Below are 14,436 nucleotides of genomic sequence, written 5' to 3' on the forward strand. Positions count from 1 at the left end.
GGTCGGCACAGCGGGTGCTCGTCGCCGCGGACAAGTTCAAGGGGTCGCTGACGGCCGTCGAGGTCGCCGGGCGGGTGACGGCCGGGCTGCGCCGGGTCGTACCGGACCTGGAGGTCGAGGCGCTGCCGGTGGCCGACGGCGGCGACGGCACCGTGGCCGCGGCGGTCGCGGCCGGGTTCGAACGGCGGGAGGTGCGGGTCGCCGGTCCCCTCGGGGACGAGGTGACCGCGGCGTACGCGCTGCGCGGTGACACGGCCGTCGTGGAGATGGCCGAGGCGAGCGGGCTGCAGCGGCTGCCGGCCGGGGTGTTCGCGCCGCTCACGGCGTCGACGTACGGCTCGGGGGAACTGCTGCGGGCCGCGCTGGACGCGGGGGCGCGGAGCGTCGTGTTCGGGGTGGGCGGAAGCGCCACCACCGATGGCGGTGCGGGCATGCTGTCCGCGCTGGGCGCGCGGTTCGTGACGGCGGACGGCGAGCCGGTGGCGCCGGGAGGCGGAGGGCTCGCGGAGCTGGCGTCGGCGGATCTGTCCGGACTGGACCCGCGGCTGTCGTCGGTGGAGTTCGTGCTCGCCAGTGACGTCGACAATCCGCTGACCGGGCCCCAGGGGGCGCCGGCGGTGTACGGCCCGCAGAAGGGGGCCTCGCCGGAGGACGTGGAGACGCTGGACGCGGCGCTCGCGCACTTCGTGAAGGTGCTGGAGGGGGTGGCGGGTGCGAAGGCCGCCGCGTGCGCCGCGTCTCCGGGGGCGGGCGCGGCGGGCGGCATCGGGTTCGGCGCGCTGCTGCTGGGCGCCGGGTTCCGTCCCGGCATTGAGGTCATGCTGGACGTGCTCGGCTTCGCGCCGGCGTTGGAGCGGGCGGATCTCGTGATCACGGGGGAGGGGTCCCTGGACGAGCAGACGCTGCACGGGAAGGCCCCCGCGGGTGTCGCCGCGGCGGCGCGCGCGGCGGGCAGGGAGGTGGTCGCGGTGTGCGGACGGCTCGCGCTGCCGCCGGAGGTCCTGGGGCGGGCGGGGATCCGGCGGGCGTACGCCCTGACGGACCTCGAACCGGACGTGGCGAAGTGCATCGCGGAGGCGGGACCGGTCCTGGAACGCACGGCGGAGCGGATCGCGCGGGACTTCCTGAGCTGAGGCCGGAGCCCTCCTCCGCCCCTTCCCGGCCCTGGAGGCTGCGCCCTCGGGCCCCCTTCCGGCCCCGAACGGGCCCGGTCCCCGAACGCCGGACGGCTGGACGGGCGGGGCCGGACGAGGCCTCCCGAGCCGCGGCCGAATCGCGGCTCGGTCGCGTCACCGGTGGGTCCGGCGGTCCCTCCTCAGCCGACCGAGCCGGGTGGCGGGCGGGCGAGGGCCGGGAGTCCGGGGGCGGAGCCCCCGGTGAGGCCGGCGGCCACACCGGGAGCGAGACGGACGGGCCCCGGACCCGACCCGGGTCCGGGGCCCGTCGAACGCACGCGTTACGGAAGCTGCGCCGCCCGCGCCTCACGGCGGTTGTCGCGGAAAGTGTTCACACGACGCGCCGTCGCGAACAGAGGGATCACCGCCCCCATCACCAGCTGCAGCGCACAGCCCGTCTGCAGCAGCATCTGACCGCTCGGCGCGTCGAACGCCCACGCCGCCAGCAGGCCCATCGACAGCACGATCCAGGAGAGCATCGCCACCGCGAGGCGGCCCCGCGGCTTGGGGTACTCCACCCGGCTCACCATCAGCCAGGCCGTACCGATGATCGCCAGCAGCGTCGCCACGAACGGCAGCTCCAGCAGCACGATCGAGACCACCGTCAGCGCCCCGAAGGGCGACGGCATGCCCTGGAAGGTGCCGTCCTTCACCGTGACGCAGGAGAACCGCGCCAGCCTCAGCACCACCGCCAGCAGCACCACGATCGCCCCGACCGCGGCCACTCTCTGGTGCGCGTCGTCCGCGACCATGCCGTAGACCAGGACGAAGTACGCCGGCGCCAGCCCGAAGCTGATCAGGTCGGACAGGTTGTCCAGCTCGGCGCCCATCGGCGAGGAGCGCAGCTTGCGCGCCACCAGGCCGTCGAACAGGTCGAAGACCGCCGCGCACAGCATCAGGATGACGGCGGTGGCCGCGCTGTGGCGCGCCATGCCGGTCTCCTGGCTCCCCTGGAGGTGCGGGATCAGGATGCCGGTGGTGGTGAAGTACACCGCCATGAAGCCGCAGGTGGCGTTGCCGAGGGTGAGGGTGTCCGCTATCGACAGGCGGAGCGAGAGGGGCATCTCCTCCTCGTCGTCCGCCTCGTCGGCCTCGGGCACCCACCCGGCCTGTGTCTCGGGATCAACCACGGTCAATGCGAGTCACCCCAGCCACGGTCTTCTGACCGACCTCGACGGCCACCTCCACGCCTTCCGGCAGGTAGATGTCGACGCGTGAGCCGAAGCGGATCAGACCGATGCGCTCGCCCTGCTCGACCTTGGTGCCCTGAGGCACGTAGGGGACGATGCGGCGGGCCACCGCGCCGGCGATCTGGATCATCTCGATGTCGCCGAGCTCCGTGTCGAAGTGCCACACGACGCGCTCGTTGTTCTCGCTCTCCTTGTTGAAGGCGGGAACGAAGCCACCGGGGATGTGCTCGACCGACGTCACCGTGCCGGACAGCGGGGCCCGGTTCACGTGGACGTTGAGCGGGCTCATGAAGATGGCGACGCGGGTACGGCCGTCCTTCCACGGCATGATGCTCTGCACCACACCGTCGGCGGGCGAGATGACCCTGCCCTGGGCGATCTCACGCTCGGGGTCGCGGAAGAACCACAGCATCCCCGCCGCCAGGGCGGTGGCGGGGACGGCGACGGCCTTGGCGGCACCCGAGCGGCGGGAGCGGAGCAGACTGACGGCTGCGGTGGCGACGGTCGGCAGAAGCCACGGCGATGCTCCGCGCGCGAGGCGTACGCCGGCGAGGCTGTCGCGGTGTGCAGAGGTTTGGCTGTGGGGCATGGATGACCTTCGTAGCGGATGATGCCGCGCACTTGCGGGGGACGGCGGCTTTCCGGCGATCGTAGCGGTTCCGAGCCGTAACTGGGTAAGGCAGTCAGCCGAGTCGGCGGCCGAAGAGCGCATACGGGGTGTGATCATCTTCTCCAAGAAAACACCCCGTATCCGGACATCTAGCCCTGGAATCGATACTCTTCGAGCAGTCGGCGGCCGATGATCATTTTCTGGATCTCAGCGGTGCCTTCACCGATCAGCAGCATCGGCGCCTCCCGGTAGAGGCGCTCGATCTCGTACTCCTTGGAGAAGCCGTAGCCGCCGTGGATCCGGAAGGCGTCCTCCACGACCTCCTTGCAGTACTCGGAGGCGAGGTACTTCGCCATCCCTGCCTCGAGGTCGTTTCGCTCCCCGGAGTCCTTTTTGCGCGCTGCGTTCACCATCATGGCATGCGCGGCCTCCACCTTGGTAGCCATCTCGGCCAGCTTGAACTGGACGGCCTGGTGCTGGGCGATCGGCTTGCCGAAGGTGTGACGCTGCTGGGCGTACCGGATGCCGAGCTCGAAGGCACGCCGAGCGACACCGCAACCACGCGCCGCCACATTGACGCGGCCCACCTCGACCCCGTCCATCATGTGGTAAAAACCTCGGCCGGTGGTCCCGCCGAGCACCCGATCGGCGGGAATCCGCAGGTCGTCCATGATGAGCTCGGTCGTGTCGACCCCCTTGTAACCCATCTTGTCGATTTTGCCGGGGACGGTCAGGCCGGGGCGGACCTCGCCGAAGCCCGGCTCCTTCTCCACCAGGAAGGTGGTCATCGACCGGTGGGGCGCGGTGCCCTCGGGGTGTCCTTCGTCACTCCGCACCAGAACGGCCACCAGCGACGACGTGCCGCCGTTCGTCAGCCACATCTTCTGGCCGTTCAGGACGTACTCCCCGCCGTCCTTCACCGCCCTCGACGTGATCGCCGACACGTCGGAGCCGAGGCCCGGCTCCGACATCGAGAAGGCGCCCCGGACGTCGCCGGCCGCCATCCTCGGCAGGAAGTGGTTCTTCTGCTCCTGCGTGCCGTGCTGCTTGAGCATGTACGCCACGATGAAGTGCGTGTTGATGATGCCGGACACCGACATCCATCCCCGGGCGATCTCCTCCACGCACAGCGCGTAGGTGAGGAGCGACTCGCCCAGGCCCCCGTACTCCTCGGGGATCATCAGGCCGAACAGGCCGAGCTCCTTCAGGCCGTCGACGATCGCCTGCGGGTACTCGTCGCGGTGCTCCAGCCCGGTGGCGACCGGGATGATCTCCTTGTCCACGAAGTCGCGGACGGTGGAGAGGATCTCCTGCTGGACGTCGGTCAGACCGGCGGTCCGGGCGAGTCGCGCCATGGCTACTTCTCCTGCTGCTTCGGTTCCGGGCGGCCGGGCTGCTCGCCGCCGCGCTCCTTGATGTACGTCCCGGTCGGCACCATCACCTTGCGGCGGAACACGCACACCAGCGTGCCGTCCTGCTTGTGGCCCCGGGTCTCGACGTGGACGATGCCGCGGTCGTTCCTCGACGTCGACGGCCATTTGTCGAGCACGGTGGTCTGGCCGTAGATCGTGTCGCCGTGGAAGGTCGGCGCCACGTGCTTGAGCGACTCGACCTCCAGGTTGGCGATCGCCTTGCCGGAGACGTCGGGCACCGACATGCCGAGGAGGAGTGAGTAGACGTAGTTGCCGACCACCACGTTCCTGCCGAAGTCCGTCGTGCTCTCGGCGTAGTTGCTGTCCATGTGGAGCGGGTGGTGGTTCATCGTGAGGAGACAGAACAGGTGGTCGTCGTACTCGGTGACCGTCTTTCCCGGCCAGTGCTTGTACACCGCGCCGATCTCGAACTCCTCGTAGGTGCGTCCGAACTGCATCGCGCTCAGGCCTCCGGGATCTCGAACTTCGACGTGCGCCGCATGCCGGCCGCGCGTCCCTTGCCCGAGACGACCAGGGCCATCTTGCGGCTGGCCTCGTCGATCATCTCGTCGCCGAGCATCGCGGAGCCCTTCCTGCCGCCCGCCTCGGACGTGTAGTAGTCGTACGCGTCCAGGATCAGCTCGGCGTGGTCGTAGTCCTCCTGTGACGGCGAGAAGATCTCGTTGGACGCCTCCACCTGGCCCGGGTGCAGCACCCACTTGCCGTCGAAGCCGAGGGCGGCGGCGCGCTGTGCGACCTCGCGGTAGCCGTCCACGTTGCGGATCTGCAGGTAGGGGCCGTCGATCGCCTGGAGGTCGTTGGCGCGGGCGGCCATCAGGATCTTCATCAGGATGTAGTGGTAGGCGTCCGCCGGGTAGCCGGGCGGCTGCTCGCCCACGACGAGGGACTTCATGTTGATGGACGCCATGAAGTCGGCCGGGCCGAAGATGATGGTCTCGACGCGCGGGGAGGCCTGCGCGATCCCGTTGACGTTGTTCAGGCCGCGGGCGTTCTCGATCTGCGCCTCGATGCCGATCCGGCCGACCTCGAAGCCCATGGTCTTCTCGATCTGGGTCAGCAGCAGGTCCAGTGCCACGACCTGCTGGGCGTCCTGGACCTTCGGCAGCATGATGCAGTCGAGGTTCGGCCCTGCGCCCTCGACGACCGTCACGACGTCCCGGTACGTCCACTCCGTCGTCCAGTCGTTGACGCGTACGACGCGGGTCTTGCCGGTCCAGTCGCCCTCGTTGAGGAACTTCACGACGGTGTGCCGCGCCTCAGGCTTGGCGAGCGGCGCGCAGGCGTCCTCCAGGTCCAGGAAGACCTGGTCCGCCGGGAGGCCCTGCGCCTTCTCCAGGAAGCGCGGGTTGCTTCCCGGCACCGCGAGACAGGAGCGGCGGGGACGCAGACGGTGGAAGGGACGTGCGGCGGAGCCGTCCGTCGGAAGAGCGGTGGTGGGCGACGGGTGGGCGGTCATGCGGGGACCTCCAGAGGGTCGAGCCGGTTCGCTGTGCGGATCTCGTCGACGATGCGGCCGATGATCCCGGTGATGTCGAAGTCCTTCGGGGTGAAGACCGCGGCCACTCCGGCGGCCCGCAGCTGTTCGGCGTCACCGCTGGGGATGATGCCACCGACGATCACCGGTATGTCCGCGGCACCGGCCGCACGGAGCCGTTCGAGCACGTCCGGCACCAGCCGGGCGTGCGAGCCGGAGAGGACGGACAGGCCCACCGCGTGCACGTCCTCGGCGAGGGCGGCGTCCACGATCTGCTCCGGGGTGAGCCGGATGCCCTGGTAGACCACCTCGAACCCGGCGTCGCGGGCCCGCACGGCGATCTGCTCGGCGCCGTTGGAGTGCCCGTCCAGGCCCGGCTTGCCGACCAGGAAGCGCAGCTTGCCGACGCCGAGGTCCCCGGCCGTCCGTTCCACCGTGCGGCGGACCTCCGACAGGGCCGAGCCCTCCTCGGCGGCGACCGCCACCGGGGCGGAGGAGACACCGGTCGGAGCCCGGAACTCGCCGAACACCTCGCGCAGCGCCCCGGCCCACTCGCCGGTCGTGACGCCGGCGCGGGCGCACTCCAGGGTGGCCTCCATGAGGTTGTCGGCGCCCTTCGCGGCCTCCTTCAGCTTCTCCAGCGCCTTGCAGGGGCGCGGGTGGTTGAAGGGCGGCTGGTAGCGGGTGTCGCGCCAGCTCCGCAGCGAGGCGACGACCCGGGCCTCCACCGCGGGGTCGACCGTCTGGATCGCGGTGTCCAGGTCGGCGGTCAGCGGGTTCGGCTCGGTGTCCTCGAAGGCGTTGACACCGATGACCTTCTCCTCGCCCGACTCGATCCGGGCCCGTCGCTCGGCGTGCGAGGACACCAGCCGGGACTTGAGGTAACCGGACTCGACGGCGGCCATCGCGCCGCCCATCCCCTCGATCCGCTCCATCTCCGCGAGCGAGTCCGCGACCAGCTGGCCCACCTTCGCCTCGATCACCTTCGACCCCGCGAAGATGTCGTCGTACTCCAGCAGGTCGCTCTCGTACGCCAGGACCTGCTGGATGCGCAGCGACCACTGCTGGTCCCAGGGGCGGGGCAGGCCCAGGGCCTCGTTCCAGGCCGGCAGCTGCACGGCACGCGCGCGGGCGTCCTTGGAGAGGGTGACGGCCAGCATCTCCAGCACGATCCGCTGGACGTTGTTCTCCGGCTGCGCCTCGGTCAGCCCGAGGGAGTTGACCTGGACGCCGTAGCGGAAGCGGCGGTGCCTGGGGTTCTCGATGCCGTACCGCTCGCGGGTGACCTGGTCCCAGATGCGGCCGAAGGCGCGCATCTTGCACATCTCCTCGACGAAGCGGACGCCCGCGTTGACGAAGAAGGAGATGCGGCCGACCACGTCGCCCATGCGCTCCCGGGGCACCTGCCCGCTGTCGCGCACCGCGTCGAGCACGGCGATCGCGGTGGACATCGCGTACGCGATCTCCTGCACCGGCGTGGCCCCGGCCTCCTGCAGGTGGTAGCTGCAGATGTTGACCGGGTTCCACTTCGGCATGCGGGAGACCGTGTACGCGATCATGTCCGTCGTGAGGCGGAGCGACGGGCCCGGCGGGAAGACGTGCGTACCCCGGGACAGGTACTCCTTCACGATGTCGTTCTGGGTCGTGCCCTGGAGCCGGCTGACGTCCGCGCCCTGCTCCTCGGCGACGACCTGGTAGAGCGCCAGCAGCCACATGGCGGTGGCGTTGATCGTCATCGAGGTGTTCATCTGCTCCAGGGGGATGTCCTGGAACAGCCGGCGCATGTCACCGAGGTGCGCGACCGGCACGCCGACCCGGCCGACCTCGCCGCGGGCGAGGATGTGGTCGGGGTCGTACCCGGTCTGGGTCGGCAGGTCGAACGCGACCGACAGCCCCGTCTGTCCCTTGGCGAGGTTGCGCCGGTACAGCTCGTTGGACGCCTCGGCGGTCGAGTGACCGGCGTACGTCCGCATGAGCCACGGACGGTCCTTCCCCTTCTGCGCCTGCGACGCAGGGCGCTCCGTGCCGGTGCCGAGGTTCCCCGGCCCGTGGTCACTGCGCCCCCTTGTCCCCGTCTCCTCCGCCGGGCCGGCCGGCGGCTCCGCCGTGGACGGCGCGCCCTGCGCCGCGGGCGCGGTCCGACGCTCTGTCATCTCCCGGCCCTCAGATGTCGCGGAAGCGGTTGATGGCGTCGATGTGCTTCGCGCGCTTCTCGTGGTCGCGCACGCCCAGGCCCTCCTGGGGCGCCATGCACAGCACGCCGACCTTGCCCTGGTGCAGGTTGCGGTGGACGTCGTACGCCGCCTGTCCGGTGTCCTCCAGGGGGTACGTCCTGGAGAGCGTCGGGTGGATCCTGCCCTTGGAGATCAGGCGGTTGGCCTCCCACGCCTCGCGGTAGTTGGCGAAGTGGGAGCCGATGATGCGCTTCAGGGACATCCACAGGTAGCGGTTGTCGTACTCGTGCAGGTAGCCCGAGGTCGACGCGCAGGTGGTGATGGTGCCGCCCTTGCGGGTGACGAAGACCGAGGCGCCGAAGGTCTCGCGGCCGGGGTGCTCGAAGACGATGTCGATGTCCTCTCCGCCGGTGAGTTCGCGGATGCGCTTGCCGAAGCGCTTCCACTCCTTCGGGTCCTGGGTGTTCTCGTCCTTCCAGAACTCGTAGCCCTCGGCGTTGCGGTCGATGATCGCCTCGGCACCCATCGACCGGCAGATGTCCGCCTTCTGGTCGCTGGAGACGACGCAGATCGGGTTGGCGCCGCCGGCCAGCGCGAACTGGGTGGCGTAGCTGCCGAGTCCGCCGCTCGCGCCCCAGATGAGGACGTTGTCGCCCTGCTTCATGCCGGCGCCGTTGCGGGACACCAGCTGCCGGTACGCGGTGGAGTTGACCAGGCCCGGCGCGGCGGCCTCCTCCCAGCTGAGGTGGTCCGGCTTGGGCATCAGCTGGTTGGACTTCACCAGTGCGATCTCGGCGAGGCCGCCGAAGTTGGTCTCGAAGCCCCAGATGCGCTGCTCGGGGTCGAGCATCGTGTCGTTGTGGCCGTCGCTGGACTCCAGCTCGACGGAGAGGCAGTGGGCGACGACCTCGTCGCCGGGGCGCCAGGCGTTGACGCCGGGGCCGGTGCGCAGCACCACGCCCGCGAGGTCGGAGCCGATGATGTGGTACGGCAGGTCGTGGCGCTTGGTGAGTTCGCTGAGCCGGCCGTAACGCTCCAGGAAGCCGAACGTCGACAGCGGCTCGAAGATCGAGGTCCACACCGAGTTGTAGTTGACCGAGGAGGCCATGACGGCCACCAGGGCCTCGCCCGGCCCCAGTTCGGGCAGCGGCACGTCGTCGAGGTGGATCGACTTGCGGGGGTCCTTGTCACGGGTCTCGAGGCCCGCGAACATCTCCGTCTCGTCCTTGTGCACGGTGATCGCGCGGTACGACTCGGGGAGCGGCAGGGCGGCGAAGTCCTCCGGCGTGGAGTCGGGCGACTGGATCGCGGCCAGGATGTCCTTCACGGTCACGGTGTTGCCTCCGGCGATGAGCGCCCTGAGGGAGGGGCGCTGAGGGTTACGTCGGTGTGCTGCTGAGGGGTCGGGGATGCCGTCGGTCCGGCGGTGGTGCTTCGGCAGCGCTTGGTGTGCGCGGGAGGTTGCCTGTGACGCAGGCGTCCGGGCGTGCGGGCGGTGGGCCCGCCGGGACTCGCCCGGACATCTTCAACGTATGGCACGCCGTGTCATCCGGCAAGGCACTGCGTGCCAGAACTTTGGCTCAGGTGAAACCTTTACCCATCAGGTGAGCGATGATCGATCGAACCGGCCCGGAAACGGGCGTGAAAAGCGCTCCTGACATGGCGAAACGGCCACCCGGTGGGGTGGCCGTCATCACAGCGTCGAGCGGTCTGTTCCGCGCTCCTCGAGGGCTGTTCAGCGCTGCTTGAGCGCCTGCTCGATGGTCCGCATCACCTCGTCCAGCGGGGCGTCCACATGGGCGACCGTCACCAGGACCTCGCCGTGCGCGGACGCCGAGACGGTCGGCGGCTTCGGCGGCGCGGTGCGCCGGCCCGCCATGATCCCGCTGCCGAAGGTCTTGCGGACGATCGCGAAGGCGTGGTCCAACTGGGCCTCCACGTCGCCCTGCCCGTCGGCCCGCAGCCAGCGTCGCAGCACGTGGTTGTGGGCGGTGACCACGGCGGACGCGGCGACCTCCGCCAGCAGCGGGTCGTCGTTGGCGTCGTCGTCGTGCGCGTGCTCGTCGAAGTGACCGAGCAGATAGCGGGTGAACAGGCGCTCGTAGCGGGCCACCGACGCGATCTCCGCCTCGCGCAGGGTGGGCACCTCGCGCGTCAGCCGGTAGCGGGCGACCGAGATCTCCGGCCGCGCCGCGTACATCCTCATGACCTCCTTGATGCCGCGGCACACCGTGTCGAGCGGATGCTCGTGTGCGGGGGCGGCGTTGAGCACCGCCTCGGCGCGGACCAGGGTGTCGTCGTGGTCGGGGAAGATCGCCTCTTCCTTGGAGCGGAAGTGACGGAAGAAGGTGCGGCGGGCGACCCCGGCGGCGGCCGCGATCTCGTCGACGGTGGTCGCCTCGTACCCCTTGGTCGCGAACAGCTCCATCGCGGCGGCCGCCAGTTCCCGGCGCATTCTGAGCCGCTGGGCGGCGGCACGGGAGCCTGCGGCGCTTTCCGGCTGCTGCTCGGTCGTGGCTGGTGTACGTGCGGACTTGGCGGGCTGGGACATGCCCTGAACGTACTGCATGTGCGCAGCTCGGTGCGCATGACCGCAGGCTCCCCCGCCCCTACCGGGCGGGGGAGGGACGCTACGGGCCGGTGGCGGGAACCGGTCGGGGCCCAGCAGCCCGCCCCACTGCGCACCGCCCTCGAACCGGTCGCCGGGGCGCCGCTCAGCGCTTGGCATACTCGCGGAAGCCGCGGCCGGTCTTGCGGCCGAGGCAGCCCGCGGCCACCAGGTGCTCCAGCAGCGGCGCCGGCGCGAGACCCGGGTCGCGGAACTCGCGGTGCAGCACCCTCTCGATGGCGAGCGAGACGTCCAGGCCGACGACGTCGAGCAGCTCGAACGGCCCCATCGGGTAGCCGCCGCCCAGCTTCATCGCGGTGTCGACGTCGTCGAGGGACGCGTAGTGCTCCTGCACCATCTTGATCGCGTTGTTGAGATACGGGAACAGCAGCGCGTTCACGATGAACCCGGCCCGGTCGCCGCAGTCCACGGCGTGCTTGCGGATCGTGCCGCAGACCTCGTGCACGGTGGCGTGCACGTCGTCGGCGGTCAGCACCGTACGCACCACCTCGACCAGTTTCATGGCCGGCGCGGGGTTGAAGAAGTGCATGCCGACCACGTCCTGCGGGCGCGAGGTGGCACGGGCGCAGGCGACGACCGGGAGGGAGGAGGTGGTGGTGGCGAGGACCGCGCCCGGCTTGCAGACCTTGTCCAGCGTCGTGAACAGCTGCCGCTTGACGTCCAGGTCCTCGGCGACCGCCTCGACCGCGAGATCGACGTCGGCGAAGTCGTCGTACGCGCCCGTCGGACGCACCCGCTCCAGGGCCCGGGCGGCGGCCCCGGCGGTCATCCGGCCCTTGTCGACCGAGCGCGCCAGGTTCTTCCCGATCCGGGCCCTGGCGCCCTGCGCCTTCTCCGCGCTGCGGGCGGCCAGGACCACCTCGTAGCCGGCCTTGGCGAAGACCTCGGCGATACCGGAGGCCATGGTGCCGGAGCCCGCGACGCCCACCGAACGCACCGGACGGCCGGCGGTGGGGGAGCCGCCTTCCGGCGGGGTCAGGGCGTCCCGCACGACGGCGTTGCTGCCCGGAGCCTCGTACGTGTAGAAACCGCGCCCCGCCTTGCGGCCCGTCAGGCCCGCCTCGCTGAGCTGCTTGAGGATCGGGGCCGGGGCGTGCAGCCGGTCACCGGACTCGGCGTACATGGCCTCCAGGACCGTGCGCGCGGTGTCGACGCCGATCAGGTCCAGCAGTGCCAGCGGGCCCATGGGCAGTCCGCAGCCCAGCCGCATCGCGGCGTCGATGTCCTCCCGGGAGGCGTAGTTGGCCTCGTACATCGCGGCGGCCTGGTTGAGGTAGCCGAACAGCAGCCCGTCGGCGACGAATCCGGGCCGGTCGCCGACCGCCACGGGCTCCTTGCCCAGGTCCAGCGCGAGATCGGTGACCGCGGTGACGGCCGCGGGGGCGGTCAGCACGCAGGAGACGACCTCCACCAGCTTCATCGCCGGCGCCGGGTTGAAGAAGTGCATGCCCAGCACCCGCTCGGGGCGGGCCGATTCGGCGGCGAGACGCGTGACGGACAGGGCGTTGGTACCGGTCGCCAGAAGGGTCCTCGGCCCCACGATCCCGTCGAGTTCACGGAGGATCTGCTGCTTGATCCCGTACGACTCCGGCGCCACCTCGATCACCAGGTCGGCGTCGGCCGCCGCCGTGAGGTCGGTGGAGGTGGTCACGCGGGCGAGGAGGTCCGCACGCCGCTCCTCGGTGAGCCGGCCGCGCTCCACGGCGCGGGCGGTGGAGGCCTCCAGGGCGGCGACGCACCGGGCGGTCTGGGCCTCGCTGATGTCGATGCCGATGACATCGCGGCCGGCGCCGGCCAGGACCTCGGCGATGCCGGTGCCCATCGTGCCGAGACCGACCACGGCGACGGTCCGGAGCGGGGACAGAGGGGTGTCGGAGAGGGGAGTGGCCATCGCGGGACTCCAGGAATGAGGGTGACGACGGGAGCCACGCCCCGATGCACCGAAGGGCGCACCGGGCGCGTGCGGGATGCGGGCGGGGTCCGGGCTGCGAGCGCACACGCCCGGTGCCGTCGGTGGACGACGGCCCGCCCGGCCGGCCCTGTCCCGGGGCCGAGCCGTACTGCGGTACACGGGGTACCGAACCGACTGCCACTCAGGGCGGCCGCGTCACCAGACCGCCATGAGGAGGATCGCGAGTGGGTAACTCGCTCGTCTGAGCTTAACCCGCGGGTAACGAGCGCACCAGCCCTCGGCTTTGTGAGGTACGTCCCGAAGGGCCCCGCACACCCCTAACCTCTGCACCATGGACGAAGAGCTGCGATCGCTCACGGAACGCTTACGGACGGAGGCTGGCGGATCGACGGTGTACGACCGTCTCCTGGACACGGACGACCTCGACACCCTGGCCGGCGTCCTCACCGAAGCCGGGCAGCCGCTGTGGGCGCGGGAACTGGCCGCGTTCCGGCTGGGGGTGGCGGGGGACCGGCGGGCCTTCGAGGCGCTGGTGCTGCTCCTCAACCACCGGGACCCGCCGCGCTGCGCCTCCGCCGCCCACGCCCTGGCCCGCCTCGGCGACCCGCGCACCGCCCGCGCCGCCGCCGCCCTCGCCACCAACGAACTCCGCGTCGCCTACGCCCTGTACCCCGTCCGCCTGCTGACCGCACTGCGCGCTCCCGAGGCGGTCCCGGCCCTGATCACCACCTTGCGGCGGCGTCTGCGCCCCCACGACCCGTACCGCCGGGTCGCGCTGGCCTGCGTGGAAGGGCTGGGCGAACTCGGCGACCCGCGCGCCGTGCCCGTGCTCGACGACGCCCTCGCCCATCCGGCGCTGGCCGAGGCGGCCGTGCACGCGCTGGCCCGGATCCCCCGGCCGCGCTAGGGCCGCCCGGTGAGCTCCTTCGTGTACCGCACTTCGGGCACCACCACCCCGTCCACCTCGAAGGACTCCTCCGCCCCGTCCGCGCCGAACCCCGCCCGCTCGTAGAAACGGCGGGCGCGGGCGTTGCCCCCGAGGACCCACAGACGTATGCGCGGGTGGTCGGCGGCGGCGCAGCGGTGGGTCACCTCGGTCAGCAGGGTCCGTGCCACGCCCTGGCCGATGCGCTCGGGAGGCAGGTAGAGGGCGTACAGTTCCGCGTCCTCGGTACGCACGTCGCCGTCCCGGTACGGACCGAACGCGGCCCATCCCGCGAGCTCGCCGCCGTCGGCCTCGGCGACCAGGTTCACCACAGTGCCGTCGCCGTCGGCCAGACGGGCGCGGTGCCGTTCGGCGTCGGCCCCGGCGTCGAGGCCGTCGAGGTACGGCTGCGGGACGAGACCCCGGTACGCGTGCTGCCACCCGCGTGTCCGGATCCCGGCGACGGCCTCGCAGTCGTCGGCGGTCATGGGCCGCAGCACGAGCCCGCTCACGCTCCCACCACGGCGAAGGCCTCGATCTCCATCAGGAACTCCGGGCGGACCAGCCCGGCGACCCGCACGGCGGACGCGGCCGGCAGCCGGTCGTCCGGTATGTGCTCGGCGCGGGCCGCGCGGATGGCAGGCATGTGCGCCATGTCGGTCACGAAGAAGGTGAGCTTCACGACGTCGTCGAAGGTCGCCCCGGCGGCGGCCAGGCAGCGCCGCAGGTTCTCGAACACCTGGCGGGCCTGGGCCCCGGCGTCGCCCGCGCCGACGAGTTCGCCGTCCTCGTCCAGGGCGAGCTGGCCGGAGACGACGACGAAGCGGCCCGTGCCCGTCACCACGTGGGTGTACTGGGCGGCGGGGGCCACACCGTCGGGGGCGGGGATGCGGGTCAGGGCGCTCATGCGTTCA

At 71.2% G+C, this 14,436-nt stretch carries 12 protein-coding genes and 1 pseudogene; 2 read left to right on the plus strand and 11 right to left on the minus strand.

The genetic code is table 11. The annotated features are described in order from the left end of the window. Positions 1-14: 14 nt before the first annotated feature. A complete protein-coding gene (locus KYY02_RS20890) occupies positions 15-1,133 on the plus strand; it encodes a glycerate kinase (RefSeq protein WP_371240113.1) in 1,119 nt (372 codons plus the stop codon). Between the two features lie 323 nt (positions 1,134-1,456). Here KYY02_RS20890 and pssA read toward each other — a convergent pair whose 3' ends face one another. From pssA to KYY02_RS20935, 9 genes and pseudogenes are all read right to left on the minus strand, one after another. Further along, positions 1,457-2,275 carry a CDP-diacylglycerol--serine O-phosphatidyltransferase gene (gene pssA / locus KYY02_RS20895; RefSeq protein ID WP_371240115.1) on the minus strand — a complete coding sequence of 273 codons (819 nt, stop codon included), beginning with the start codon at positions 2,273-2,275 and terminating at the stop codon, positions 1,457-1,459. 22 nt (positions 2,276-2,297) lie between these two features. Continuing rightward, positions 2,298-2,954 carry a phosphatidylserine decarboxylase gene (locus tag KYY02_RS20900; RefSeq protein ID WP_073931230.1) on the minus strand — a complete coding sequence of 219 codons (657 nt, stop codon included), beginning with the start codon at positions 2,952-2,954 and terminating at the stop codon, positions 2,298-2,300. 170 nt (positions 2,955-3,124) lie between these two features. Beyond that, complete coding sequence (locus tag KYY02_RS20905) at positions 3,125-4,330, minus strand: acyl-CoA dehydrogenase family protein (RefSeq protein WP_371240061.1); 1,206 nt, start codon at positions 4,328-4,330, stop codon at positions 3,125-3,127. Positions 4,331-4,332: 2 nt separating this feature from the next. Further along, positions 4,333-4,845, minus strand: a complete 513-nt coding sequence (locus KYY02_RS20910) for a MaoC family dehydratase (protein ID WP_371240063.1) — start codon at positions 4,843-4,845, stop codon at positions 4,333-4,335. A 5-nt stretch (positions 4,846-4,850) separates the two neighbouring features. Further along, positions 4,851-5,864, minus strand: coding sequence for an HpcH/HpaI aldolase/citrate lyase family protein (locus KYY02_RS20915; RefSeq protein ID WP_371240065.1), 1,014 nt, complete (start codon positions 5,862-5,864; stop codon positions 4,851-4,853). Then, positions 5,861-7,882, minus strand: a pseudogene (locus KYY02_RS20920) (ethylmalonyl-CoA mutase); the annotation flags it as partial. The pseudogene KYY02_RS20920 and the gene KYY02_RS20915, both read right to left, overlap by 4 nt. A gap of 163 nt (positions 7,883-8,045) precedes the next feature. Further along, on the minus strand, positions 8,046-9,389 hold the full coding sequence (ccrA, locus tag KYY02_RS20925) for a crotonyl-CoA carboxylase/reductase (RefSeq protein WP_371240067.1): 1,344 nt from the start codon (positions 9,387-9,389) through the stop codon (positions 8,046-8,048). A gap of 402 nt (positions 9,390-9,791) precedes the next feature. Next, positions 9,792-10,607 carry a TetR family transcriptional regulator gene (locus KYY02_RS20930; RefSeq protein ID WP_371240069.1) on the minus strand — a complete coding sequence of 272 codons (816 nt, stop codon included), beginning with the start codon at positions 10,605-10,607 and terminating at the stop codon, positions 9,792-9,794. A gap of 163 nt (positions 10,608-10,770) precedes the next feature. Then, positions 10,771-12,576, minus strand: a complete 1,806-nt coding sequence (locus tag KYY02_RS20935) for a 3-hydroxyacyl-CoA dehydrogenase family protein (RefSeq protein WP_371240071.1) — start codon at positions 12,574-12,576, stop codon at positions 10,771-10,773. A gap of 352 nt (positions 12,577-12,928) precedes the next feature. Here KYY02_RS20935 and KYY02_RS20940 point away from each other — a divergent pair, with 352 nt between their 5' ends. Next, positions 12,929-13,504, plus strand: a complete 576-nt coding sequence (locus KYY02_RS20940; protein WP_371240073.1) for an adenylosuccinate lyase — start codon at positions 12,929-12,931, stop codon at positions 13,502-13,504. Here the strand turns inward: KYY02_RS20940 and KYY02_RS20945 are convergent. Together KYY02_RS20945 and KYY02_RS20950 are read right to left on the minus strand one after the other, a co-directional pair. Next, entirely contained in the window at positions 13,501-14,010 is a 510-nt protein-coding gene (locus KYY02_RS20945) for a GNAT family N-acetyltransferase (protein WP_371240117.1), read from the minus strand. The two genes, KYY02_RS20940 and KYY02_RS20945, sit on opposite strands and share 4 nt — an antisense overlap. A 20-nt stretch (positions 14,011-14,030) precedes the next feature. After that, positions 14,031-14,429, minus strand: a complete 399-nt coding sequence (locus KYY02_RS20950) for a RidA family protein (protein WP_371240075.1) — start codon at positions 14,427-14,429, stop codon at positions 14,031-14,033. Positions 14,430-14,436: the final 7 nt, after the last annotated feature.

This window comes from Streptomyces pimonensis (assembly GCF_041380215.1).
Lineage (GTDB): Bacteria > Actinomycetota > Actinomycetes > Streptomycetales > Streptomycetaceae > Streptomyces > Streptomyces pimonensis.